This is a genomic window from Labilithrix luteola, from assembly GCF_001263205.1.
Lineage (GTDB): Bacteria > Myxococcota_A > Polyangia > Polyangiales > Polyangiaceae > Labilithrix > Labilithrix luteola.
The window spans coordinates 5,651,391-5,674,906 of record NZ_CP012333.1 but is presented as its reverse complement, the minus strand read 5'-3'; the positions used below and the strand labels follow the sequence as shown (position 1 = coordinate 5,674,906).

19 protein-coding genes and 1 pseudogene are annotated in these 23,516 nt (G+C 65.4%); 14 read left to right on the top strand and 6 right to left on the bottom strand.

Going from position 1 to position 23,516, the window contains the following annotated elements:
• The first annotated feature begins 12 nt into the window (after nucleotides 1-12).
• Entirely contained in the window at nucleotides 13-372 is a 360-nt protein-coding gene (locus AKJ09_RS53255; protein ID WP_169927838.1) for a ribosome-binding factor A, read from the top strand.
• 195 nt (nucleotides 373-567) lie between these two features.
• Nucleotides 568-1,464, top strand: coding sequence for a universal stress protein (locus AKJ09_RS24935; protein WP_146649859.1), 897 nt, complete (start codon nucleotides 568-570; stop codon nucleotides 1,462-1,464).
• A gap of 62 nt (nucleotides 1,465-1,526) precedes the next feature.
• Here AKJ09_RS24935 and AKJ09_RS24930 read toward each other — a convergent pair whose 3' ends face one another.
• The 3 genes from AKJ09_RS24930 to AKJ09_RS24910 form a co-directional block, all read right to left on the bottom strand.
• Nucleotides 1,527-2,117, bottom strand: coding sequence for a LamG domain-containing protein (locus AKJ09_RS24930; protein ID WP_146649857.1), 591 nt, complete (start codon nucleotides 2,115-2,117; stop codon nucleotides 1,527-1,529).
• 586 nt (nucleotides 2,118-2,703) lie between these two features.
• Nucleotides 2,704-4,470 (bottom strand): LamG-like jellyroll fold domain-containing protein, encoded by a 1,767-nt coding sequence (locus AKJ09_RS54985; protein ID WP_240488580.1) that lies wholly within the window; start codon nucleotides 4,468-4,470, stop codon nucleotides 2,704-2,706.
• Nucleotides 4,471-4,608: 138 nt separating this feature from the next.
• Nucleotides 4,609-5,250 (bottom strand): TetR/AcrR family transcriptional regulator, encoded by a 642-nt coding sequence (locus AKJ09_RS24910; RefSeq protein WP_146649854.1) that lies wholly within the window; start codon nucleotides 5,248-5,250, stop codon nucleotides 4,609-4,611.
• Nucleotides 5,251-5,521: 271 nt separating this feature from the next.
• On the opposite strand from AKJ09_RS24910, the pseudogene AKJ09_RS24905 reads away from it, so the two are divergent.
• The 8 genes and pseudogenes from AKJ09_RS24905 (at nucleotide 5,522) to AKJ09_RS24870 (ending at nucleotide 14,079) form a co-directional block, all read left to right on the top strand.
• Nucleotides 5,522-6,477 (top strand): annotated as a pseudogene (locus tag AKJ09_RS24905) (cyclase family protein).
• A gap of 7 nt (nucleotides 6,478-6,484) precedes the next feature.
• Nucleotides 6,485-8,197: a long-chain-fatty-acid--CoA ligase gene (locus AKJ09_RS24900; RefSeq protein WP_146649852.1), complete on the top strand. Its 1,713-nt coding sequence runs from the start codon at nucleotides 6,485-6,487 to the stop codon at nucleotides 8,195-8,197.
• 4 nt (nucleotides 8,198-8,201) lie between these two features.
• Nucleotides 8,202-9,437 carry an acyl-CoA dehydrogenase family protein gene (locus AKJ09_RS24895; protein WP_146649850.1) on the top strand — a complete coding sequence of 412 codons (1,236 nt, stop codon included), beginning with the start codon at nucleotides 8,202-8,204 and terminating at the stop codon, nucleotides 9,435-9,437.
• Nucleotides 9,434-10,525 (top strand): phosphotransferase family protein, encoded by a 1,092-nt coding sequence (locus tag AKJ09_RS24890; protein WP_146649848.1) that lies wholly within the window; start codon nucleotides 9,434-9,436, stop codon nucleotides 10,523-10,525. Before AKJ09_RS24895 ends, AKJ09_RS24890 begins: the two co-directional genes overlap by 4 nt.
• A gap of 5 nt (nucleotides 10,526-10,530) precedes the next feature.
• Nucleotides 10,531-11,187 carry an HAD-IA family hydrolase gene (locus tag AKJ09_RS24885; RefSeq protein WP_169927837.1) on the top strand — a complete coding sequence of 219 codons (657 nt, stop codon included), beginning with the start codon at nucleotides 10,531-10,533 and terminating at the stop codon, nucleotides 11,185-11,187.
• Between the two features lie 33 nt (nucleotides 11,188-11,220).
• Nucleotides 11,221-11,979 (top strand): helix-turn-helix transcriptional regulator, encoded by a 759-nt coding sequence (locus tag AKJ09_RS24880; protein ID WP_146649845.1) that lies wholly within the window; start codon nucleotides 11,221-11,223, stop codon nucleotides 11,977-11,979.
• A gap of 127 nt (nucleotides 11,980-12,106) precedes the next feature.
• The gene (locus tag AKJ09_RS24875) at nucleotides 12,107-12,526 is read left to right on the top strand and encodes a hypothetical protein (protein ID WP_146649843.1); all 420 of its coding nucleotides are present in this window, start codon (nucleotides 12,107-12,109) and stop codon (nucleotides 12,524-12,526) included.
• 164 nt (nucleotides 12,527-12,690) lie between these two features.
• Nucleotides 12,691-14,079: a hypothetical protein gene (locus AKJ09_RS24870; RefSeq protein WP_146649841.1), complete on the top strand. Its 1,389-nt coding sequence runs from the start codon at nucleotides 12,691-12,693 to the stop codon at nucleotides 14,077-14,079.
• Between the two features lie 4 nt (nucleotides 14,080-14,083).
• Here the strand turns inward: AKJ09_RS24870 and AKJ09_RS24865 are convergent, their stop codons facing one another.
• Nucleotides 14,084-15,373, bottom strand: coding sequence for a lipopolysaccharide biosynthesis protein (locus tag AKJ09_RS24865; RefSeq protein WP_169927836.1), 1,290 nt, complete (start codon nucleotides 15,371-15,373; stop codon nucleotides 14,084-14,086).
• A gap of 282 nt (nucleotides 15,374-15,655) precedes the next feature.
• Here AKJ09_RS24865 and AKJ09_RS24860 point away from each other — a divergent pair, with 282 nt between their 5' ends.
• On the top strand, nucleotides 15,656-16,573 hold the full coding sequence (locus AKJ09_RS24860; RefSeq protein ID WP_146649836.1) for a LysR family transcriptional regulator: 918 nt from the start codon (nucleotides 15,656-15,658) through the stop codon (nucleotides 16,571-16,573).
• Nucleotides 16,574-16,659: 86 nt separating this feature from the next.
• Nucleotides 16,660-16,965, top strand: a complete 306-nt coding sequence (locus AKJ09_RS24855; RefSeq protein ID WP_146649835.1) for a putative quinol monooxygenase — start codon at nucleotides 16,660-16,662, stop codon at nucleotides 16,963-16,965.
• A gap of 42 nt (nucleotides 16,966-17,007) precedes the next feature.
• Here AKJ09_RS24855 and AKJ09_RS24850 read toward each other — a convergent pair whose 3' ends face one another.
• Entirely contained in the window at nucleotides 17,008-19,365 is a 2,358-nt protein-coding gene (locus AKJ09_RS24850; RefSeq protein ID WP_146649833.1) for a hypothetical protein, read from the bottom strand.
• Between the two features lie 320 nt (nucleotides 19,366-19,685).
• Between AKJ09_RS24850 and AKJ09_RS24845 the strand changes: the two genes are divergently transcribed.
• Nucleotides 19,686-21,917: a TolB-like translocation protein gene (locus AKJ09_RS24845; RefSeq protein WP_146649831.1), complete on the top strand. Its 2,232-nt coding sequence runs from the start codon at nucleotides 19,686-19,688 to the stop codon at nucleotides 21,915-21,917.
• Nucleotides 21,918-21,924: 7 nt separating this feature from the next.
• Complete coding sequence (locus AKJ09_RS53245) at nucleotides 21,925-22,563, top strand: PP2C family serine/threonine-protein phosphatase (protein WP_169927835.1); 639 nt, start codon at nucleotides 21,925-21,927, stop codon at nucleotides 22,561-22,563.
• A 1-nt stretch (nucleotide 22,564) separates the two neighbouring features.
• Here AKJ09_RS53245 and AKJ09_RS24835 read toward each other — a convergent pair whose 3' ends face one another.
• Nucleotides 22,565-23,512, bottom strand: a complete 948-nt coding sequence (locus tag AKJ09_RS24835; RefSeq protein WP_146649829.1) for a glycoside hydrolase family 16 protein — start codon at nucleotides 23,510-23,512, stop codon at nucleotides 22,565-22,567.
• Nucleotides 23,513-23,516 lie beyond the last annotated feature (4 nt).

Below are 23,516 nucleotides of genomic sequence, written 5' to 3'. Positions count from 1 at the left end.
GAAGTCCGTGCCATGCGAGAAGAACGAGACGGCGGCCACCGGCATCTTCGACTGCAAGAGCTCGTCCTCGAAGAGCTGCAATCCTTGTTGCGCGACGACATCACCGACCCGGCGCTGGTCGACGTCGAAATCGGTGCAGTCGTGCTGTCCCCCGACTATCGCCACGCGCGCGTCCACTTCTCCCTCCGCACGCCTCTCGCGCTCGGTCATGCAGCTGGCAACCCGGCCACCGAAGCGGCGCTCCGAGGCTCGGCCGAGCGCGCACTGACACGCGCCACACCGTTCCTGCGCGCTCGCCTCGCCGAGGCCATCGACATGAAGCGCGTCCCCGAGCTGCGTTTCGTGTTCGATGGCGTTGCCTCGAGTGGATGACGCCGGCCCTAGAAGGATGAGATTGACGGCCGATGGCACACGGCACCTTTGGTGCTAGAGCATCGAAGGCTCGTGTTCGTGTTCGCGTTCGCGTTCACGGGCCGGGTATTTCAGCCCGATCGCTCATCTCGAGCGCTCGCGAGCCGAGCGGGGCCCAAGCGTGTTAGGGTCGCGGTACTCACCTCCGGAATCCCCATGGCAACCTCCCCCATCCTGATCGCCACGGACCTCACCGAGTTCTCCGAGCCCGCCCTCGTTCGCGGACACATGCATGCAGCGGCGCTGGGAGTTCCGTTCGTCGTCGTGCACGTCATCCCCGACGTGCTCAGGCACTATCCGCTCCTTCCGAGCCGCGGTGAGAACGATGCGAAGCTTGCGCTCGATCTGACCAAGAAGGCCGCCGACCTCGTGAGCGAGCAGGTCAGTCGCGTGCTCCACGTTCCGGCATCGGACTACCGGGTGAACATCGAAGTCGGAGCGCCCGAAGACGAGATCGTCCGCGTTGCCGAAGAGAGCGACGCCACGCTCGTCGTCGTCGGCGGCAAGCCGCGCGAGGGCTCGGAGCGGTATCTCGGCCATGTTGCGGAGCGTGTCGTTCGCTATTCGCCCACGTCGGTCCTCGTGGCTCGTCCCGGAACGGCGTCGCGACGCGTGCTCGTCGCAACCGACTTCGGCGAAGGCTCACTGCCGGCCGTGAAGTTCGGCGGCGTGCTCGTCGAGAAGGCGAAGCTCGAGGTCACGCTGCTCCACGCCATGCAGCTGCCGGGCAACCACCCCTTCATGGCCGTCGCCTCCGCGCTCGGAAGCCCGTGGATGCCGCCGCCGCAGGGCGCGATCGAGAAGCTCGAAGAGCTCGGCCTCGCCACCCTCGAAGGACTCGCGAAGCAGTACCACTTCAGCCACTTCGAGCAGGTCGAGGTCAAGCGCGACCCGGCCGAGACCATCCTCGAGCGCGCCGATGCCATCGACGCGGAAGCCATCGTGATGGGCAGTCAGGGGCGCACCGGGCTCCGCCGCCTCGTCCTCGGCAGCACGGCCGAAAAGGTCATTCGCCTTTCGCGCCGCTCGGTGCTCGTCACGCGCGATACCTGACGATCATACGCTCGCGCGCGACGTCGGTTCTCGCGTGGATGACTGCGTCGAGCTGGACCGGACTACTTGTTGGTGCCGAGCCCCGCCTGGTAGTGCACGCGAATGCGTTCTGCGGTCAGGGCATGGTCGTAAACGGCCGGCTCGTCCATGTCACCTTTGTAGATGTACGCCGAAGAAGCGTTCTCCGTCCCGATATAGAAGTTCGACGAAGCACCCGGGATGGACGAAACCGAGGGACCGGAAGCAACCTCTTCTCCGTTCACGTAAAGTCGCAAGCGCGACCCGTCGAACGTTCCCACGAGATGGTTGTAGTTCGACGTGGAGACGGCTGTCCCCGTGATGGTCTTGACGTTTCCCGACGTCTGCCGTTCGAACGTGGCCTGGCTCGAGCCGAGGTATAGTGCGTATCCGTTCGGGTCGGTATCGCGCGCGAGCAAAACGGCATATCCAGAGCTTGGACTCGGTTTGACCCACACCTCGAGTGAGAACGGCAACACGCCGTCGAAGCGGAACACGTTGCCTACGTCGAGCCCTTTCGTCCCGTCGAAGCGAACCGCCGTGTTCGAATCGCCCGCGATGGCACCGGCAACACCGTACGCGATGCCTCCGTCGTAGGTCGCACCGTGGCCATGACCGGACTCATCGACGGCCATGCCCACAGGGGAGGCCTCCCCAATCGCCAGTACGCTGCAGGACTGTCGGCGAGGACGCAATCGCGATAGGCGCAAGTGTCGATCGGTCCACTCGCGTCCGAGCTGTCGACGGCCGCGTCGTCGGTTTCAGCGTCGGCACCGGCGTCGACCCCACCATCGCCTGCGCCGTCCGGCTCCGATTTCGGACCGTCCGTCGGGGAGCTTCCATCGCCGCTCCCGAGCCCGGTCGAATCCGCGCCGTCACCGCTCGAAAGTTCGGACAGCGATCGCGTCAGCGAGCACCCGGTCGCCGAACCGATCGCGATGACGAGCCCCCAAAAGAGTCTCTGAACGCGCACCTGAACGCCCCTTGAAGCAAGCCAAGCCGATCGACACCAGCCGAGCCTGCTCCACCCCATAGGCGGAAGATTAGCAGTCGACATGGTCGTTCCAAAAGCATGTTGAACGGGTGATTTGGAACGACTTGTCGAAGGTGCAGTGAAAAGTCACATGATGTACGCGGGGACTTCTCGGTCGTCACGGACTCCCCGCCCTGTCACATCGAGTGCCAATCACTCGGTCGATCTCCGGCGCCCCCCTCTCGCCACTACTTGCAGACCTCCGCGGTCTGCGCGAGCTTCGCCACCTCCGACGCCGGGAGTGCGACGGAATAGACGCGATATTCGTCCATCAAACCTCCCTCCGGCAGTGCGATGTTCGTGCCGTAACCCAACTTGAATGCCGATCCGACGATCGAGAGCGGGGGCTGGGCCACGGTGTTGACGAGCGCACCGTTCACGTACGCGCGAACTTCGGCGACGGTCGCGTCGTAGACGAACGTGGTAACGGCGGCGTCGACGGTGGCCGCCCCGGGCGCGAGGACGTCGTCGAGCCCACCGCCGCGCAGAATCCAGTTGTTGGCTCCGGCAACACCGTTCGTGAAGCAGCGGAACGAATTCGCCGAGGTATCACCGAAGATGTAGAACAGCGTCGGGGACGGGGTGATGTTCGACGTCCAGAACGAGATGGTCCAGGAGCCGCTGAGATTCGTGGCCCAGCCCGTCTCCACGTAGTCGTTGGTGGACGTGTTGCCTGTTCCGACGAGCGCGCGAAGGCACTGGCCCGCGCCCGCCTGCGTCTCGGCACCGTGGATGATCGCGGTCTCGGCGCCGAGCGGCGGATTGGTCGCGGAGTTTTCGACGTATTGGGTCTCGCCGTCGAAGCGATACCAGAGGAGGTCGGGGAGCCACTGGCATCCCTTCCCCGTCGTCTTGCCGTCACCCGAATAGGGCGCCGTGCATCCGCACGTGTAGCCGCCCGCCGTGTTCGAACACGTTCCGTTCGCATTCGCCGCAACGCAGTCGTTGGTGCCGCTGCATTCGTCGATGTCGGTGCAGCCCGTTCCCGAGACCTTGCCGTCTCCGACGAAGCCAGGCTGGCAGGCGCACGTGTAGCCGCCGAGGACGTTGCTGCAAGCGCCTCCCGCCGCGCCGGAAGCGCAGTCGTTGCTGCCCGCGCATTCATCGATGTCCGTGCAGCCCGTTCCGGCCCATTTGCCATCACCGGCATACCCCGGTTGGCAACCGCAGGTATATCCACCGACGACGTTCGTGCACGCGCCGCCCCAGAGCGGAGACTCGCACTCGTTACCGCTGCTCGCGCATTCGTCGATATCCGTGCAGCCGGAGCCGGAGATCTTTCCGTCGCCTTGGTAGCCCGATTGGCAGCTGCAGGTGAAGCCGCCGACCGTGTTCGCGCACGCGCCGCCCGCTTCGGGAGCCACGCAGCCGCTTCCTCCGGCGCATTCGTCGACATCGCTGCACCCCGTTCCCGAGGTCTTGCCATCTCCCGAGTAACCCGGCTGGCAGGCGCACGTGTAGCCACCGGGCACGTTTGCACATGCACCGCCCGCTTGCCCGGCGACGCAGTCGTTCGCGCCGCTGCACTCGTCGACGTCCGTGCAGCCCGTTCCCGAGGCCTTGCCGTCTCCGACGAAACCGGGTTGGCAGCCGCACGTGTAGCTACCGGCCGTGTTGGTGCAGGCGCCGCCCGAACCGGGCGCCACGCAACCGTTCGAACCACTGCATTCGTCGACATCGTTGCAGCCGGTGCCGGCAATGGTTCCGTCGCCGGCGAAGCCCGCCGGACACTGGCACGTGGCGGTCTCGCCGCGCGCCTGACAGGTCGCCTGCGGCAAGCACACGGCACACGGTGAGGCCTCCGGAGGAGGAGGCGCGGCGTCGGCGGGAGCGCTGGGCGAGTCTGCTTTGGAAGCATCGACCGGAGCCACGGGGCCCGGCCCTTCGTCGTCCGTCTCGACGTTGCCGTAGCTACGGGTTTGCTCCGGAAGGCACGCAGGAGCCGCGACGGCCATCAACAGAGCCAACGCCGCAACGCGCGACGCCCCAACTCGGACACCGACCTCGAACCTGCCGCGAAGAAAACGCATTGCAGGGAGTAACGGCGACGTGGAGCACCTCCGTAACGGTGCTCGTACATTTCTACGGCCGCGCTACTTCGCGCGCCGCCGGCCGACGCGCGGCTCCGCCTCCGTCACGCCGACGAGTCGAAGAGCCATGTCGCCATACTGAAAGACGATGTCGTCTTCCGACAACGGGCCATCGGGCGTGTACCACATGGAAACGCCGATCCCCATTTGCAGGATGCCGTACGCGGCGAGCAGAGGCGAGCGCGTGTCGAACACGCCCTCCTCGACCCCCTTCTCGATGAGTCCGACGAACATGCGCGAGTACTCGCGACGGAGCTTCGTGACGGCGCCCCGGTGTGGCTGCTCGAGGGCCGGAATCTCGTAGTTGCCGATCCGAACCTCCCGCTTGTGCCGCGCATGGTAACGGACGTGCGCCTCGGCCGCTCGCCGGAGCTGGAGCACGGTGTCGTCGGTGCCCGCGATCGCCGATCGAACGACCTTCAATAGGTTGTTCATCGTGTCCACCATCACGTCGCGGAGGATCTCCTGCTTCGCGGACACGTGGTTGTAGAGGCTCGGCGCACGCAGCTGGAGCGCTGCCGCGATGTCCTTCATGGACGTGCCGTGATAGCCGCGCTCGGCGAAGAGCGTGAGCGCCGCCTCGCGAACGTCGATACTGCGGGCAGAGGGTGCTCGCGCCTTCGTGGCAGCTTCCTTCTTCGGCATGGGTGGGCTTCCCGGTTGTCTCATCGACGACGCACAGCGGCAACCGTTCGTTTTTGCCTCGTTCTGTGGCGGACCTAGATACGAATCATCGTTCGTATGGCGTGACGCGGCAGGCCAAGGCCATTAACGGCTTGCGATGCCCGCCGCGGAGAGTCATGGTCTCCACAACGAACGAATAGTCGTTCGTATCGCCCGCGCAAGGCCGCGGGCTCGAGAATTTCGACCGAACGACATCGTCCCCCGCGCGATGCGCGCCGGACTTGGAGGCTTCATGACTCAGGCATCCGTCTCGAAGTTGCTCGAAGGTCTTCCGACGAATTGGGGTCGCTGGGGAAAGACGACGAGCTCGGTGGTCTCAACTTCCTCGATGCGGAGGAAGTCGCACGAGGCCTCGCGTCGATCCGATCGCACAAGACCTTCGCTCTCTCCGTGGTGATCGGCTCACCCAAGGGTGACCCGGTTTGGCCGGGACGTAGCGGTGCCGTGAAGCTGATGACCCAAGACAAGGGCAGCTACATGTCCGGCAAGCTCCAGCCGCTCGCTGGTGGCCTCGAATATGCCGACGACTACGTCACGATGTTCCTCCAGGGCTCGACCCAGTTCGACGGTCTCGGCCACACCTGGTACGACGACAAGCTCTACAACGGCTTCGATGCGCATACGACGCTCGCAGGCCTCGAGAAGGCAAGCGTGCTGCCGCTCGCCGAGCACACGGCTTCGGGGCACGCCGTGCTCCTCGACATCGCACGCTACCGCGGGAAAGAGCGCCTCCAGAAGGGCGAGCTCATCACGCTAAGGGATCTGCTCGACTGCGCGGCCAAGCAGGGCACGAAGATCCAAAAGCACGACATCCTGCTGATTCGCACCGGCTGGCTCAGCACCTTCTACGAGGAAGGCCCCGCCAAGTTCTACGACCCGCCGTTCATCGAGCCCGGCCTCGTCTATTCGCGCGAGCTCGTCGAGTGGTTTCACGACACGGAGATCCCCCTTCTCGGCACCGACACCATCGCCAACGAGGTCACGGTCGACCCAAACAACGGCATCGTGCTGCCGCTCCACAGTGCGCTGATGCGCAACCTCGGCGTCGTCTTCAACGAGATCCTCATGCTCGAAGACCTCGCCAAGGACTGCGCCAAAGACGGTCGCTACGACTTCTTCTACACGGCCGCTCCCCTCAAGATTTTCCGAGGCACGGGCGCCCCCGTGAACCCGATCGTCATCAAGTGAGGACGCCATGGCCACCGCGCAAAACACCGCGAAGCCCTGGCTCGGCGTCTACTCGCCATGGGTTCCCGAGACACTCCCCGCCCCGACCAAGAGCATGATCGACGTGCTCGAGGAGGCCGCCCGCACGGCCCCCGATGCGCCCGCGCTCTACTACTTCGATCGCGTCGTGAGCTATCGCGAGCTCGACGACCTGGCCGCCCGCTTTGCGACGTTGCTCGCGTCCTGGAACGTCGGACACGGCGATCGCGTGGCGCTCTACCAGCAGAACGTTCCGCAGTACGTCATTGCCCTCTACGGCATCTGGAAACGAGGCGCGGTTGCCGTCCCCCTCAATCCGATGTTCAAAGACAAGGAGCTCGAATACCACCTCCAGGATTCGGGTGCGCGCGTCCTCGTGGCGCTCGAGTCGCTCTACGAAGCGGTGGGCCGAAGCGTCGTTCCTCGCACGTCGGTCGAACGCGTGGTCACGACCTCGGAGCTCGACATGCTCGGAACCGAACCTGCCCCTCCGTGCTTCGCTCCGAGTCACAAGCTCTCCGCCGAGGATCTCGGCTCGGTCGACCTGCTCACGGCGCTGTCCCAAACGAAGCCTGATCCCAAGGCCAGAGCCGCGGTGGGACCGGGCGACCTCGCTTCCCTCGGCTACACGTCCGGAACGACCGGACAGCCAAAGGGGGCGATGACGACCCACGGCAACATCGTCTACAATGGCAACGTCTATCGAACGTGGATGAAGATGGACGCCAACGACGTCATTCTCGGCGTCGCACCGCTCTTCCACATCACCGGTCTCGTCGGGCACGTGGCGCTCGCGGCCACCGCAGGCTGTCCGCTCGTACTCGGCTACCGCTTCGACGCGGAGCAGACGATCCGCCTCGCGCAACGCTGGAAGCCGACGATGACCGTCGGATCCATCACCGTGTTCCTCGCGCTGATGAACCATCCGGCCGCCACCAAGGAGGCCTTCGCGTCGCTCAGGAAGGCCTATAGCGGCGGCGCGCCCGTGGCCCCGAGCATCGCCGAACGCTTCGAAGCGCAGCTCGGCGTCTACATCCACAACATCTACGGATTGACCGAATCGACCTCGCCCACGCACGCCGTACCGCTCGGCGCTCGCGCGCCCGTCGATCCGGTAACCGGCGCACTCTCGGTCGGCGTTCCCATTCCCGGGTGCGACGTGAAGCTCGTCGACCTCGCGGATCCCGACAAGGAAGCAGCTCCAGGTGAAGCCGGAGAGCTCGCCGACAAGGGCCCGATGATCTTCACGGGCTATTGGAACAAGCCCGACGCCACGAAACAGGCATTTCGCGACGGCTATTTCGTGACGGGAGACGTCGCCACGCGCAACGACGATGGCTACTACTTCGTCGTCGACCGCAAGAAGGACATGATCATCGTGTCCGGCTACAAGGTCTGGCCGCGCGAGGTCGAAGACACGCTCTACGGTCATGCGGCCGTCAGAGAAGCCGCGGTGATCGGGGTGAAAGACGATTACCGAGGCGAAACCGTCAAAGCGTTCGTCGCCCTCAAGCCGGGCACCACGGCAACCGAGCAGGAGCTCATCGACTTCTGCCGTTCCAAGATTGCCGCTTACAAATACCCAAGAAGCGTCGAAATCGTCGACGAAGTTCCGAAGACCGCCACGGGCAAATTCCTGAGGCGTGCGCTCCGCGATCGAACGCCGGCGAATCCCAACGAAGCAGCTGCACGGAAAGCATGAAGCCATGACGAGCATCACCGCCGAGAGATCGGCCCGCGCGGAAGACCTGAAGCACCGCGTCGCGGCCTTCGTGAACGAGCACGTCATTCCGGCCGAACCGGCCTTCGAACGACACCTCGCCGAATCGGGGAATCGCTGGTCGATTCCTCCGGTCATGGAGGAGCTCAAGGCGAAAGCTCGCCGCGAAGGGTTGTGGAACTTGTTCTTGCCCGACCACGGAGGCGGAGCAGGCCTCACCAACCTGGAGTACGCGCCTCTCTGCGAGATCATGGGGCGGTCCCCCATCGCGCCCGAAGTGTTCAACTGCAACGCTCCGGACACCGGCAACATGGAGGTCTTGGTTCGCTACGGCACCGACGCGCAGAAAAAGGCGTGGCTCGAGCCGCTGCTCGCCGGGACCATCCGCTCTTGCTTCGCGATGACCGAGCCGGAGGTCGCCTCGTCCGACGCGACGAACATCGCCTGCTCGATTCGCGGCGACGGCGACAGCTACGTGATTCACGGCCGCAAATGGTGGACGAGCGGCGCCATGGATCCGCGCTGCAAGATCGCCATCGTGATGGGCAAGACGGATCCCGACGCGCCTCGCCATCTGCAGCAATCGATGGTCCTCGTTCCGCTCGACACGCCGGGCGTTCGCGTGGTTCGACCGCTCACGGTGTTCGGCTACGACGACGCCCCTCACGGCCACGCGGAGGTCGCTTTCGAGAACGTTCGCGTTCCGAAGTCGAACATCCTGCTCGGCGAAGGCCGCGGCTTCGAGATCGCCCAAGGGCGCCTCGGGCCCGGTCGAATCCATCACTGCATGCGCGCCATCGGACTCGCCGAACGCGCCCTCGAGGCGATGTGCAAACGCGTGCAGGAGCGCGTGGCCTTCGGAAGGCCCCTCGCCGAGCAGGGCGCGCTCCGGCACGAGATCGCGCGCAGCCGAATCGAGATCGACGAGGCACGCCTTCTCACGTTGAACGCCGCCCATACGATGGACGTTCACGGCAACAAGGCCGCCAAGAAGGAGATCGCGATGATCAAGATCGCCGCGCCGGCCATGGCGTTGCGCGTGATCGATCGCGCGGTGCAGGCTCACGGCGCGGCCGGCATCTCTCAGGATTTCCCGCTCGCCTATGCGTGGGCGTGTGCCCGCACGCTGCGCCTCGTCGACGGCCCGGACGAAGTCCATCTCGAAGCCATCGCCAAGCAGGAGCTGCAAGAGCAGCAAGCCAAACGCGCGGGAGCTCGATGATGGCAGGGACTCCACAGCGCACGGGCCAGGCAGCGGTCACGGGGCACGTGACGAACGTCCGCTCGGCGCATCGCTTCGACGAAGCGGCTCTCGCGCGGTGGCTTACCGGCCGTCTCGAAGGCGCCGAGCGCGGCGTGACCATTCGACAGTTCGAAGGTGGCCAATCGAATCCCACGTTCTTGATCGAAACCGACAAGGGCCGCTGGGTCTTGCGAAAGAAGCCGAGTGGGCCGCTGCTCGTCTCGGCACACATGATCGAGCGAGAACAGAAGATCCTGCGCGCGCTCGCGGGCTCGGGCGTTCCGGTGCCGGCCGTGCCTCTCTTCTGCGAAGACGAGTCGGTCATCGGAACGCCGTTCTTCGTGATGAGCTACGTGCACGGTCGGATCCTGAGGGATCCGAGCCTGCCCGACTCGAATCACTCCGAGCGCGCGGCGCTCTATGCCTCGGCCGTGGAGACGTTGGCCAAGCTCCACGACGTGGACTGGAATGGTCGCGGCCTCTCCGACTTCGGAAAGCATTACGGCTTTCTGGAACGGCAGATTTCACGCTGGTCAACGCAATATCGCGATTCCGTGGGTCGCGAGATTCCTGCCATGGATTGGCTCATGCGGGAATTGCCACGACGAAAGCCGACGTCCAGCGAAGTCACCGTGGTCCATGGCGACTATCGCGTCGAAAACCTCGTCGTGCATCCCACGGAGCCGCGAATCCTCGCCGTGCTCGATTGGGAGCTCTCTACACTCGGAGATCCGCTGACGGACCTGGCTTACTTCTGCATCGCGCACCGCGTTCCGAAGGCGGACAAGGGCCTTCGCGGTCTCGTGGGATACGATCTCGAGACGCTCGGGATTCCGAACGAGAAGCAGATCGTCACGCGCTACTGCAAGCTCCGCTCGATACCGGAGCCCTCGCCGAACGACTTCGCCTTCTATCTCTCCTTCTCGCTGTTCCGCATGGCGGCCATTCTCGCCGGGATCGACGCTCGCATGCGTCAGGGCAACGCGAGCTCCGAGAACGCACGGGACCTCGCCGCACAAACGGAGCTCTTCGCCGAGGCCGCCAAGACGGCCCTCGAGGGAGGATGACGCACATGAGCCCTCCGATTCGTGCCGTCCTCTTCGACTTCGGGGGCGTCATCCTCTCGAGCCCCATCGACGAGCTGCTCGCGTACGAAGCCGACGTTGGACTTCGTGCCGGCTTTCTCCAGGACCTCAACAAGCAGCAATCGGACACCAATGCGTGGGCACGCATGGAGCGTGGCGAGCTCGGCGAGGACGAGTTCTACGCGCTGTTCGAGGCCGAAGCGCGCGCTCTCGGAGGGACGGTCGATGCGCGCACCCTCTTCCTGCGCTTGACCGGTCGCATCCGCACCGAGATGGTCGATGCCGTCCGCAACCTACGCTCGCGCTACGTCACGATGTGCGTGACGAACAACATGCGTATCGGCTTCGGCAGCGCGATGGCGAGCACCGAGGCGAAGGCAGCCGAGATCGCCGAGGTGATGACGCTCTTTCACCACGTGGTGGAGTCGTGGAAAATTGGCACCCGCAAGCCCGAGCGTAGATTTTTCGAGCACGCCTGTGGGCTCGCCGGCGTAGAGGCCGCGGAGTGCGTGTTCCTCGACGATCTCGGCACGAATCTTAAGACCGCACGGGCCATGGGCATGCGCACCATCAAGGTTGCCGACCCGCGCGCGGCGCTCGACGAGCTCGAAGGAGTTCTTGGTCACCCTGTGCGCACGAAGTAGCGTCTGGCAGAGCTCTGTGTATAACTGAGCTACGTGAGCGTTGATTGGCAGCGCCTGGCGCTGGCAAAAACGGAGCAGGATCTCGCCAAGGTGATCCTGAACGATTGGCCGGAGGCGCTCGGAGCGGGGCGTGCAGGTGTCTACCTGCAGAAGAACGACGCCGGCGGCGCGCTCTACGCCCGCGGCGCCCAGTGCGCGCTCCTCGAGGACTACGAACAGTTCGGTCGCCACGACGACCCGCTCCTCGCGCGCGTCCAACGCCGTCACGTCGCCGCGATGGCCCCCATCGCCTCCCTTCGGGCGCGATCCCACGGGTACGCCGAGTTCGCCGAACGGCATAGCCGCGCCTTCCATAAGTACGCCATCGTTCCGCTCGTCGCGAACGGCACGCTCTGCGGAACGGTCTGCCTCTCGCTGCTCCCGTCGGCCAGTGCCCAGGCCGAGCGCAGGCGGCGCGATCTCATGCATGCGCTGTCCCTGCACGCATCGACCCGTCTCTCGCAGCTCCGATTGCGCGAAGGCGCCGGCCTGCGATGGCAGGGCATCCTCGCCGCCGAGGACGTGGCGCTCTGCGACCTCGTGACGGGCGGTCACACGGTGACGAGCATGGCGGCGGCCCTCGGCGTATCGGACAACACGATCAAGAAGCGGCTGAAGCGGCTCTACCAGCGCCTGGACGTCGCTTCACGCTCGGAGCTCGCGATGCAGTTCATGCTCGGGCCGGAGGCCCCCATCGCGAGCCAGCGAGAGACCATGCAGGTCGGTGCCTGGCACGTCGTGTCGCTGACATGATCCGCGGCAGGCTTACAAGTACCCGATCGGGTACTCCCTGAGTCCCACATCGGACGCAATTCTGCACGCGATGGCTCTGGCGGACTCACCCCCGACGTACCCGCCGTTTCCAAGAACGGACGTTACGATGCGGTTCGGTCTCGTCGATCACGCCTATCTCTGTTTCCACAGCGCCGAGCCACCGAGGGACGTCGAGTGGACGGCATTCATCGACGACATCACCGAGAAGGGTGACGAGTTCGAAGAGATGCTGGTGTTCAGCTTCGGTGGGGCGCCCACCGTCGTGCAACAACGGCAGGTCGCCTCGCTTTGGCAAGGGCGCAGGCGTGGCCCCCGCATTGCGCTCGTGACGCCGTCCGCCGTCGCCCGTGCGGCCAGCGCGGCGCTCAACTGGCTGCTCCGCCAACCGATCAAGACGTTCACGCCGACCGAGCTGGGAACGTGCCTCACGTATCTCGAGCTGACTCTGAGCCAGCGCGAAGAGATGACGAGCAAGCTGCGCGAGTGGTGCCGCGAGCTCGGTATCCCCTTTACGCCGCCTGGCTGAGCCTGATCGCGCCGACGTGACCGCGATGCCGCCTCGCGGCGTCGACGCGAGCGCCAACGTTGCGGGCACATAATGAAAACGACTTTCAATTTCATAACCTCCCCTCTAGAGTCCGGCGTCATGGCGGGCCCTCCCTTTCGAACGGGCTCGAAGAGGAATCAGCGATGGATCAGCGTGTGTTTCGGGGATGCCTTCTCGCCCTCGCGACGGGCACCGGGGTCGCCTTGCTTGGTGCGTGTGAGAGCGATCCGTCGAATGCGGACGGCAGCGCAGGCCAAACGACCGTCGTACGCGAAGAGGAAGACGCGAGCTCGAACGTCGACGAGCCCGACGCTGCGAGGCCCGACGCTGCGAGGCCCGACGCTGCGAGGCCCGACGCTGCCGAGGTCGATGCATCGAAGGACTCCGGTGACGCAACGACGCCCGAGCCGTGCGAGGCCGGAACGTGGGACGACGATGGGAACGCGGCCACGGAGTGCGCGAGCTGCGAAGCGGGTACCTATTGCGCAGGAGGCGAGGCCGCGAAAGTTCCGTGCGCCGAAGGAACGTGGGATCACGACGGCACCGCCGCGACGGCCTGCACGCCGTGGGCGGACTGCGGCCTGGGGAGCTTCGTCGAAGCAACGGGCACTGCAGTGGCGAACCGGAAGTGCACGACGTGTCCGATCGGCCAGACGAGCACGACGACGAACGCCCAGAGCTGCGAGGACGTTCCTCCGGTCCCGGGCGGCCCATGCTCGACCGTCGGCGAGACGTTCGCGCGCTCCTGCGGCAACTGCGGAACGCAGGCGGCGACGTGCGACGCGGACAACGTCGTGAGCGAGTTCGGTTCCTGCAGCGAACCTGCGGGTGCATGCGCGCCCGGCACGAACGAAGCGCCGACCGCATGCGGCTACTGCGGAACCACGAGCCGCACGTGCAACGACCAGTGCACGTGGGTCGCGCAACCTTGCGTGGGTGAGTCCATCGCCGTCGATCGATGCATGGCGGGGGAAAAACAAGACCGCACCGAAGGCTGTCAGGACGACGTCACCCGCGCCTGGACGTGCGGCGCGACCTGCGCCTGGGAACCGCCCGCGATGACGTGCGAGACGGCCTCGCGCATCGTGACGGTCGGCACGGCCGTGGGTACGACCACATCACGGCGGGTCACTCAGAACAGCGACAAGATCAAACGCCTCACGGCCAGCAGCGTGCCGTGCAGCCTCTCGACCCAGACCGACACCCACTACGTCTACGTCGAGATTCGAAACCCGAACGCGACCGCCGCCAAGATCGAAGTCGGCGCAAGCGCGGCCACGGGTCAGGTGACGCCCGACGTGCTCATCGCCGCCTATTCGACGCTGCCTTCCGATACCGACGCACGCAAGGCCTGCCTCTCCGGCGCCGAGATCTCGTGCAGCGGCAACTCGGCCACGTATTCGGCCTGCCTCACTGGAACCAAGACTCCAGCCATCCCCGCCAAAGGATCGATCTGGGTCTACGTTGGCAACTACCGCGCCGGCGACGAACCGCTCACCTTCGACCTGAAGACGAAGATCACCGCACTCTGAGGCGTCACGTGGACTCGAACGCGAGCAGACGCTGACGCGACATCTTCGAAATACTGACGAGCACCACGAGATATCGAATCGAAACGAACAGCGAGTAGAGGCCCACGCCGACCCAGAAGTGGCCAATCGTTCCCGCCAGGACGAACGATACCGCCGAGATGGTGGCGGCGCCGATCTGGAGGAGGAGCATCGCTCGCTGCGCTTCGAAAACCTGGAATGACGCAACCAGCGGGCCCACGGCGATCATGGTCCCGTACATGGGGCTGAGAGCGCGCGCGATATTGGCGGCGTCGTTCCAGGTCGGGCCGAGCAAGAGCGTGACGGCCAGCGGCACGAAGAGAAACACGCCGAGCCCGGAGGACGCGCCAACCCCAATCAGTGCACGCCGCAGGCGGAGGAAATTACGATGAGCCCCCGGCGCGCGCTCGCGCACCGCTCGCGCCAAGGAGCCGTGATAAATCTGGCCAATCGTATTCGACAGAATCGTAACCGGCGCTCCGCAGAATCGGAGCACCACGCCGAATTGACCTGCGAGCGCGAGCCCGAAATAGCGCTCGATGAGGATCGTCGGAAGATTGAACGTCATGCTCCCGAGGAGCTCCGACGGTGCGTAATAGAACGCGCAATTCCGCTTGAGGACGATGATCGGTCGGAGCTCGCGCCAGTGGAGGCGACCGCCGAGAGCGCCGCGCAGCGTGAGTGCCGCGTAGACGACCCCCGTGACGAGGGCGAGCGCGACCTGGCCGTAGACGAGCCTCTCGAGCGACGGCACACGGAAGGCGAAGCACGAGAGCGCGACCCACGCGAGGTTCGAGATCGAGAGCGCCAGACGCGCGAAGGCAATGCGGCTCGTCTTCTGGGCTCGGATGTTGCTCATCTCGGCAATCGACGTGAAGCCCGCGGCGAGAACCTGGGCACCGATTGCCATCGGAAGCGGCACACGGAGAAGGAGCAGGACGCTCGCGGTCACGAGGCCGACGAATACGTTCCAGACGAGGAGCGCCTTCGTGAGCGTCCGGTAGCCTGCTTCCTCGAGATGCGGGAGCACGGAGTGGTACGAGAGCAAGCTCACCGACGCGACGAGCGCCGACGTCGCGAGAAACAACTGATACTGGCCGACCTGCGACGGCGAGAGCGCGCGGGTCATCAGAAACAACGCGACCGCCCCGAAGCACTGCGAGACGACGCTGGCGCCGCCAAGGCCCGTCACGCGTGCGGCGAATCGCGAGCCACGGAGCTCACGCGAGACGCGTGCGATGCGAGCGAATGAACGCGTTGTCTCGGGCCGGCCCATCCGGAGCGCCGGAGTCTACAGCGCAACTCGGTTGCGCTGATGGAATAGTCAAACGGAGTTCGCGACAGACTTGTGCAAAGGACCGTGGATTTCGGGGCCCTCGCCCACCGTGGGCCCCGAAATCCTCGGTCCACGCAAGTGGTCGCCGCAGTAGGCACCGCCTCGCCGCGAAGGCGAGCATTTCCCGGGTCGCACCCGAGTGGGCTGGAAACATGGTGGAGCTTGCGAGGGCCGCAGGACGTCTCGATTGACGCCTCACACGGCGCGCGGTTCCGTAGGCCCATGCAACTCCGCGGCATCGACACGAACCTCGTCGTGGCGCTCCGTGCCCTGCTCGCGCACCGCAACGTCACGCGTGCAGGCAAGGCGGTGGGCCTCAGCCAGTCGTCGATGAGCCATGCGCTCTCCCGTCTCCGTGCGCACTTCGACGATCCGCTGCTCGTTCCCGTCGGTCGCGAGCTGGTTCTCACGGAGCGAGCCAAGGAGCTCGTCGAGCCGGTCGCGGAAGCCATCGCCAAACTCGAGCGCGTGTTCACACCGCCGGCGGCGTTCGATCCGAAGACCAGCCGTCGTCTGTTCCGCATCGCCGCCACCGACAACCTCGGGCTCTACGCTCTGCCGAAACTGGCGGCGATGATCCAAAAGTCGGCTCCGGCGATCGACATTCGCGTGAGCGCACTCCCGGCCGACTGGAGCACGGCGCTGAAACGCGGCGACATCGACCTCAAGTTGGGCCGCAAGTACGCCGTGGACGCCGCGCTCGAAAGCCAAGACCTCTCCGAAGAGCGGTTCGGTTGCGTGGTTCGTCGCGGCCACCCTGCGCGCTCGAAGCCGAGCCTCGAAGACTACGCCGCGCTCGAACATCTCTTCGTTGCGACTTCGACGGAGTCCGGCGCGGGCTCGAAGAGCACGGTCGACGCGATCCTCGCGAAGCACGGCTTGCGACGACGCGTGCGGATGACAGTGCCCCACTTTCTCGTCGCGCCCCACGTCGTGGCGAGCTCCGATCTGGCCTTGACGGCTCCCCTACGCTTGCTCGCTCCGTTCGTGAAGTCCCTCGGGCTACGCAAGCTCGAGCTGCCCTTCGAGCTTCCCGGTTACGTTCTCAGCCAAGTCTGGTCGACGCGCTCGAGCCACGACGAAGCTCACCGATGGTTGAGGGGCGAGGTCGTTCGATGCTTCTCGAGCGCGCCGAAGTAGGTATCGGCGATGTCGATGGGTTGTATGACGAGCATCCATACGACGAATGCCATCTCTCGGCGTATCGTGCGAGGCAGAGAGGCACCATGATCGTCGAATACATCCGCTACACCATCGACGCCGACCGAGCGAACGAGTTCACGAGCGCCTACGAGAAGGCCTCGGCCAGCCTCCGCGCATCACCGCATTGTCTGAGTTACGAGCTCTCGCGCTGCACCGAGGCGCCGGAGAGCTTCATCCTGCGCATCGTCTGGGATTCGCTCGAGGGGCATTTGCAGGGCTTCCGGAAGAGCGCGGAGTTCAGGCCCTTCCTTGCAGCCATCCAGCCGTACATGCCGAATATCGCCGAGATGCGCCACTACGAGACGACGACGATTGACTGGGCGCGCTGAAGTTCGATTTCAGCGCGCCTTCGGTGTTCGAGACGCGCTTCCTTAGTGCGGGCCGGGCTGTGCGCAGAAGCCGTTCACGCACTTGTTCGCCTTGTCGCAGCAGTCCCCGTCGGCGGAGCACTTCTCTTGCACCATCGAGCACGTCGCTGTGGGCGGCTTGTTCGAGCACACGAGCTTCGCCGGATCGCCCGACGACGGCTGGCAGAAGCCGTTGCAGCATTGGTCACCGCTCTGGCAATCCGTGCCGTCGGTGCGGCAAGGGTCGAGAACCCAGAAGCCGCGCGCGTTGCCGGCGAGGAGCTCCTGCGCGGGCAAGTAAAACGCGGGGTGGCTCGGATCGGTGCCCGGCGCGGCGTTCAGATCGATCGCCGCGACCCACAGCTTCTTGGTCGTGATCTTCGTCAGATCCGTCATGTCGTAGCTGCGCGGATCGCTCTGCCACGCGTCGGCCGTCGCCACGTTGCCGTACATACGACGGCTCGTGAAGATGACCCAGATGTAGCCGCCGGAGGCGACGGGATTGACCGTGGGCTCGTAGTTGAGCACCTCGTCGGTCGCGTGGCTGGGGCCCGTGGGCAGATAGCGATTCGTGCCATCGGGCTGCCCGCCATTGAGCTGCTCGAGCGATTTGGCCGTTCCGGTCGCGAGGTCCGACCACCAGATCTGTGAGGTCGCCTGATGCCACGTGTTGTAGCGGTGGTTCGATGAGACGATCTGGTAATGGAAGGCGACGGCGTCGTTGGTGGGGAAGAACGACGGGAAGCCCGCGCGCTTGCCACCCGTCATCGTCGCAAGCGTGCGCAGGTTGGTGAACGCCAGGGTGGTCTTGTCGAAGTCCATCGCCACGAGCTGGGTGCCATTGCCGGTCGCCGCGCCGATGGCGCCGCTGATGAAGTCGAACGACACGTGCTTGCCGTCGGGGGAGAACGTCGGCGTCCCCGCCTTCAGATTGTCCGGAATGCCTGTCACCGAGAGCGGCGTCGTGGACGTCGGCGGGAACGTATAGAGCCTGCTGGCCGGTGCCCCCGCCGCTAGGTCGGCGGCGTTCGTGAAGGCCATCGTGCCGTCAGGGGAGAGGCCGGCCCAGCCGAACAGGTTGTCGTATCCCGTCAGCTTCGTCTCGGCATTCGAGTTCTTGAGGTCGTAAGTCGACGACGCCGCGTAATTGTCGCCATGCTGCACGACGAGCCGGCTGCCATCTTGCGCAACGGTGTGACAGACGCGACACCCCGCTCCGTTGATTCCGCTATCCGGACCGGCAACGACGGACGGACCGGTCGCGCCCTCGCGAATGCCGAGAACCGCAGCGCCGTATTGCCTGCCGTTCTTGTCGAGGTCATTCGAATTCTTGGCGAGGTTCGTGCCGTACGAATTGTAATAAACGGTACCAGCCAGTCGCCCAGGAGCGATCGACCACGTCTCGGTGATCGGACCGTAGGCCGCGCCGCCCTTCGCGACGACGAGGCTCACCGTGAGCTTGTCTTGCGAGCCGTCGGGCAACGTGCCGCCCGCCGTGTTCGTCGCCATCGCCCACACGTCTTGGGGAATCGGGTGGCGAATGAACTTGCCCGCGGCGCCGAGAATCGCAGGGCGCCCGAAGGTTCCGGTCCACGAGAACGAACCGCTCGTGGTCGACAGCTTGATCTGGATGGCATCGGCATCGCCGAGCGACGAGCTCCATTGGAGGAGCGGCGCGAGCAGTCCTCGCGGGAAAACGGTCTTGTCGTACGGATAGAGGAATTTGAAACTCTTGGCAGTGCCGTCGGTCGGAGCGCCGAGCGCCGTCGTGATCGTCGGATCGGTAACTGCCACGCCTAGGCCTTCGCCACCAACGCCACCGACACCGCCGCCCGCTCCGAGAGCAGCCGCGTTCGCAGGGACCTGCGCGGCCTGACTCGGAATCGACGTGTTCACACCGTTCTGTTCGCCCGTCAGCTTGACGAAGACCTGACGCTGGATCGTCTGACCGTTGAGGCCCGCGATGATCGTGACGAGACCGCCCGTCTTGCCGCTCGGCGTGAACACGCCCGTCGAGGCCGGCCCTGCTCCAATGCTCCCGACGTCTCCACGATCGATGCTCCACCCGACGTTGGCCGGGGCGCCTTTCAGCGTCGCATCGAAGACGACGGTGGGAGTCGTCTGGCCGGCGACGACGGTGATCGTCTGCAAGGTGCTCGGCTGCACGTCGAAGCCTTGCGTGCTGCCGGGCCCGGTACCCGAATCGTCGGTACCACCGCCCGGATCGAACGAGCCATGGCCGTTGCCGTTGTCGATCTGGCCACCATCGCCGCCCGTCGGCTTGAACTCCGATTCGCTGTCGCTCCCGCAGGCTGCGAACGTGGAGACTGCAGCGAGGAGTGATGCCGTGAGCAGGAGTGAGCGTCGAATCGGGTCCAGCATAATCGAACATCGTACGACCACGTGAAGAGCGCGGGCAAACGCAACGCCGACCGGTCACGACGAATTCACGAGAGCGAGATGTACGACGCCAACGCAGCTCGGCGTCTTCGTCTCGCGTCGGCCTCGCCCCTCGGCCCTCGCCCCTCGGCCCTCGCCCCTCGCCCCTCGCCCCTCGCCCCCTCGCCCCCTCGCCCGCGTAAGGCGCGCGTGTACGCGTTCAGCCCACGCCGTGCACGATTCACTCGCCGAGGCGAAGACTTAACGAAGGAGACGCATGCCTTTCTCGCGCGTGTGCAGGGTGCGTCGATATAGTGTCCAACATGCGATCGCTGTACTTGCTGGCTGCTCCTCTCGTACTTGCTGTCCTCGGCGCCGCGACCATCGCAGCGTGTGGAAGCGACTCGACCGACGGGGCCAGCGAGAAGCCCAACGGACAGGATCCCACCCCGAGCTTGGGTGATCCGGATGCCACCGTCGATCCGAACACGGGAGGGCTCATCGTCACGCCGGCCGATCCCGTCATCGAGATGGTCGATGGGCAGGCCCCGCCCACCGTCCAGTTCCTCGCGGCAACGAAGGACAACCAGCAAGTCCCAGCCGTCTTCAGCATCGATCGCGGCGAGCTCGGAACCATCACACCGCAAGGTCTATTCACGCCCTCCGGCAAGACCGGCGGCAAGGCGACGATCACCGCGACGTGGAGCGGCCGAACGGGCACCACCACCGTTACCGTGAAGCTCAAGGTGCGAGAGAACGGAGCCACCGCTGATGGCCCCGGAGGTTCCGGCGGGTACGGCGGGGTGGGCGGCGAAGGGCCCGGTGCGGCCGTCGACGACGCGACGATCGCCGTCTTGACGGGCACGGCCACGCCCGATCCCAATCTCTCCCTCCTCTATCCGTATACCGACACGGTGTGGCCGCGCGGCGTGCTCGCTCCGCTGCTCCAGTGGAAACCGGGCGCCCAGGGCGACTACGACGCGGTCTACATCCACGTCACCGAGGCGGCCTTCGAATACGAAGGTTTCTTCAAGAAGACGAAGGCGCCCTTCACGCATCATCCGATTCCGCAGGCGACGTGGAAGAAGATCCTTTCGTCGAACGGCGGTGAAGACGTCAACGTCACGCTCACGTTCGCCAAGGGCGGAGCGGCCTACGGCACGATCACCACGAAGTGGAAGGTCGCGAGCGCGCCCCTCAAGGGCACCGTCTATTACAATTCGTACGGCACCAAGCTCGCCAAGAATTACACCGGAGCCAAGGGCGGCGTCGACGACAAGTTTGGCGGCGCTACGCTCGCCGTCCGCGGCGGCTCGACGGAGCCCAAGCTCGTCGCCGGTGGCGACGGAAGCGCCGCCAACTGTCGCGTCTGCCACTCCGTCGCCGCCGACGGCTCGGTGCTCATCACCCAGCGTGGCGAAGCAGGTGACAGGGCGTTCTCGACCTACGACCTCAAGGGACCGACCGAGACGGTCACGAGCGGCACGAACTACGCATGGCCGGCCATCTACCCCGACGGCTCGCTCTTCCTAGGCGATTCGAGCGACGCCGCGGGCTCGAACAGCAACGTCAATCAGCTCTACCAGACCGCGAGTGGCGGCGGGACCAAGACGCCGGCGCCGGTCACGACGCAAGGTTGGCCCGCAGGTCTGCGTGCCGCCTTCCCGGTCTTCTCGCCCGATGGCAAAGGCCTCGCCTTCACGATGTACGCAGGCATGACCGGCGCCGACAAGCGGACGCTCGGGGCAATGACGTTCGACAAGGGCACCTCCACGTGGTCGAACATGACGCCGATCTACACGCCGCCGAATGCGGCGCATCAGGCGCTGTACCCCTCGTACTTGCCGACCAACGACGCCATCGTGTTCCAGCTCATGACGCGACCGAACACGCGCGGTTACGGCGAAACGCGCGCGGATGGTGACAGTGGCGCGAGCGCGGACATCGGTGCACGCGCCGAGCTTTGGTGGATCGACGTGGCCACGAAGACGGCTCACCCGCTCGAGAAGCTGAACGGCGTGGGCTATGTGCCTTCGCGCGCGGACACCGGTCACGCCGACGACGCGACGCTCAACTACGAGCCGACCGTGAACCCCGTGCCGTCGGGCGGCTACGCCTGGGTCGTCTTCACGAGCCGCCGCATGTACGGCGACGTGGCGACCATCAACCCGTACCACAGCGATCCGCGCAACTTCGATCTGACCACGACGCCCACGCCGAAGAAGCTTTGGGTGGCGGCGATCGATCTCAATGCGCCGCCCGGTACGGATCCCAGCCACCCGGCGTTCTACTTGCCCGCGCAAGAGCTCCTTGCCGGCAACTCACGCGGCTACTGGGTCGTCGATCCGTGCAATGCCGACGGGGCAACTTGCGAGACCGGCGACGAGTGTTGCGGCGGCTACTGTCGCCCCAACAGCGGCGGTCAGCTCGTCTGCACCACGCAGGCACCGACGTGCTCGCAAGAGTTCGAGAAGTGCAATACCGACGGCGACTGCTGCAATTCGCCTTCGATCAAGTGCATCAACAACCGCTGCGCCTCGCCCGGCCCGCGCTGACATCGTCGTGTCGTTCTTCGTCTCGCGCGCGGTCGCGCCGGCCTCGAGTCCCCAAACGTGTCAGGACCGAGCCGACGTGTTCGCGCGCGGCGACGTCGCCGTCCTCGCCGTCGCCGACGGTGCCGGCGGATTGGGTGACGGAGCGAAGGCCGCGGACGTCGTGCTCGAGCGCGTCCGCGATGCCGTGCTCGACACCACGTTCGATCTGCTTTCCGTGGCGCGCTGGCGCGAGCTGCTCGCGGACACCGATCGCGAGCTCGAAGGAATCGGCGAGACCACTGCCGTCGTCGTGGTGCTCGCAGACGGCATGTCGATCTGCGCGGCGGCCGGCGACAGTGAGGCATGGCTCGTCGGCGCTTCGAGCGTGACGAAACTCACCGCGAACGCCGACCGACGGCGCCTCGGCAGCGGTCTCGCCAGGCCTACCAGCACGGCCCATCCGGCCCATCCAGCGTTGCGAGAGCGCCTCGTCGTGGCGACGGACGGCCTGTTTCGCCACGTCGCCGAGGCGCGCATCCTCGAGATCGCAAACGCGGAGCCCGTGCTGCGTGCCGCGAATGCACTCGCAGAGAGCACGCGTCTTCCGTCGGGGGAACGCCCCGACGACGTTGCGGTGCTGGTCGCCGAGCCTCAGGAACGAGGCTGATTCACAGCATCGAGTAGATCGCGACCCAGTCGACGAGCCAGTGGCCGGAGCCGGCGACCGCAGGCCGGTTGTACGTCGACATCGTGAATCCCAAATACATGTCGATGTTCGGAACCATCTCGGGATCGGTCTCGACCTTCCAAGCCTTGCCGTCGAGGGTGTAGGTCACGCTCGAAGGCGTCCACTCCACGCCCCACGTGTGCCAGTCCGGGCTCGTCACCGTGCTGTCATTCGTCGTGTAGGCGTGCGCACCATCGTGCTTGTAGTGATTGAACGAATACCAATGACGCATTCCGAAGTCGTCTTCGCAGAAGTCGATCTCCGGCGGCCACGTATTGGCGGCCTTCGGCCATAGCAGAAGAGCAGCCGCGAGATCTTTCACCGCGTCGACACGCTGGCGAACAAGGTATTTGCCATATGTCTGGACGCGTGCCGAGGCACGCGAGGCCTGCGCCCAACCGACGAGCGGCTTGTCCGCCGCTTTGCCCGTGAACGAATAGGCAATGTCGAGCTGGTCGTCGTGAACGGAGACTTGTTTGGGGTCGACGTAGCTCGCTTTGAAGTCCTTGTTTCCGGGCGTGAGCCAGGCGTCGCTCAACGCCTTCCCCGTGAAGTCGTCGATCATCGCCGTCTTGAACCCCTTGGGCACGCAGATCGGCGGGGCCTGTCCGGAGGGATGCTTCGCGTCGGCAACTCCGTCGATCGACGAGCTGGGCACGTCGCAGGGATCGCCACCGCCGTCCGACGACGCGTCTCGGTCACCGCCTGCGCCCCCCTCCGGATTGGCAGAACCACCGCTGGAGTTGCCGCTCGTTCCTCCGTTCGTTCCGTCGTCCGTCCGGACGCCCTTGGTATTCCCCGACGAGTCCGCAGGGCCAATCTCGGTTTCGGACGAACCACAAGCCACTGCAATCGCCGCAAGGAGCGGCGCGAACACTCGCGTCTTCATGAAA

Excerpts from the sequence above, each read along its gene's own strand:
- AKJ09_RS24845 (WP_146649831.1), top strand. The coding sequence starts at position 19,686 with ATGCGATCGCTGTACTTGCTGGCTGCTCCTCTCGTACTTGCTGTCCTC.
- AKJ09_RS54985 (WP_240488580.1), bottom strand. The coding sequence starts at position 4,470 with ATGGCCGTCGCGGCTCCTGCGTGCCTTCCGGAGCAAACCCGTAGCTAC.
- AKJ09_RS24870 (WP_146649841.1), top strand. The coding sequence starts at position 12,691 with ATGGATCAGCGTGTGTTTCGGGGATGCCTTCTCGCCCTCGCGACGGGC.
- AKJ09_RS24865 (WP_169927836.1), bottom strand. The coding sequence starts at position 15,373 with ATGGGCCGGCCCGAGACAACGCGTTCATTCGCTCGCATCGCACGCGTC.
- AKJ09_RS24855 (WP_146649835.1), top strand. The coding sequence starts at position 16,660 with ATGATCGTCGAATACATCCGCTACACCATCGACGCCGACCGAGCGAAC.
- AKJ09_RS24860 (WP_146649836.1), top strand. The coding sequence starts at position 15,656 with ATGCAACTCCGCGGCATCGACACGAACCTCGTCGTGGCGCTCCGTGCC.
- AKJ09_RS24910 (WP_146649854.1), bottom strand. The coding sequence starts at position 5,250 with ATGCCGAAGAAGGAAGCTGCCACGAAGGCGCGAGCACCCTCTGCCCGC.
- AKJ09_RS24875 (WP_146649843.1), top strand. The coding sequence starts at position 12,107 with ATGCGGTTCGGTCTCGTCGATCACGCCTATCTCTGTTTCCACAGCGCC.
- AKJ09_RS24850 (WP_146649833.1), bottom strand. The coding sequence starts at position 19,365 with ATGCTGGACCCGATTCGACGCTCACTCCTGCTCACGGCATCACTCCTC.
- AKJ09_RS24890 (WP_146649848.1), top strand. The coding sequence starts at position 9,434 with ATGATGGCAGGGACTCCACAGCGCACGGGCCAGGCAGCGGTCACGGGG.
- AKJ09_RS24895 (WP_146649850.1), top strand. The coding sequence starts at position 8,202 with ATGACGAGCATCACCGCCGAGAGATCGGCCCGCGCGGAAGACCTGAAG.
- AKJ09_RS24900 (WP_146649852.1), top strand. The coding sequence starts at position 6,485 with ATGGCCACCGCGCAAAACACCGCGAAGCCCTGGCTCGGCGTCTACTCG.
- AKJ09_RS24930 (WP_146649857.1), bottom strand. The coding sequence starts at position 2,117 with ATGGCCGTCGATGAGTCCGGTCATGGCCACGGTGCGACCTACGACGGA.
- AKJ09_RS24935 (WP_146649859.1), top strand. The coding sequence starts at position 568 with ATGGCAACCTCCCCCATCCTGATCGCCACGGACCTCACCGAGTTCTCC.
- AKJ09_RS53255 (WP_169927838.1), top strand. The coding sequence starts at position 13 with ATGCGAGAAGAACGAGACGGCGGCCACCGGCATCTTCGACTGCAAGAG.
- AKJ09_RS24835 (WP_146649829.1), bottom strand. The coding sequence starts at position 23,512 with ATGAAGACGCGAGTGTTCGCGCCGCTCCTTGCGGCGATTGCAGTGGCT.
- AKJ09_RS24885 (WP_169927837.1), top strand. The coding sequence starts at position 10,531 with ATGAGCCCTCCGATTCGTGCCGTCCTCTTCGACTTCGGGGGCGTCATC.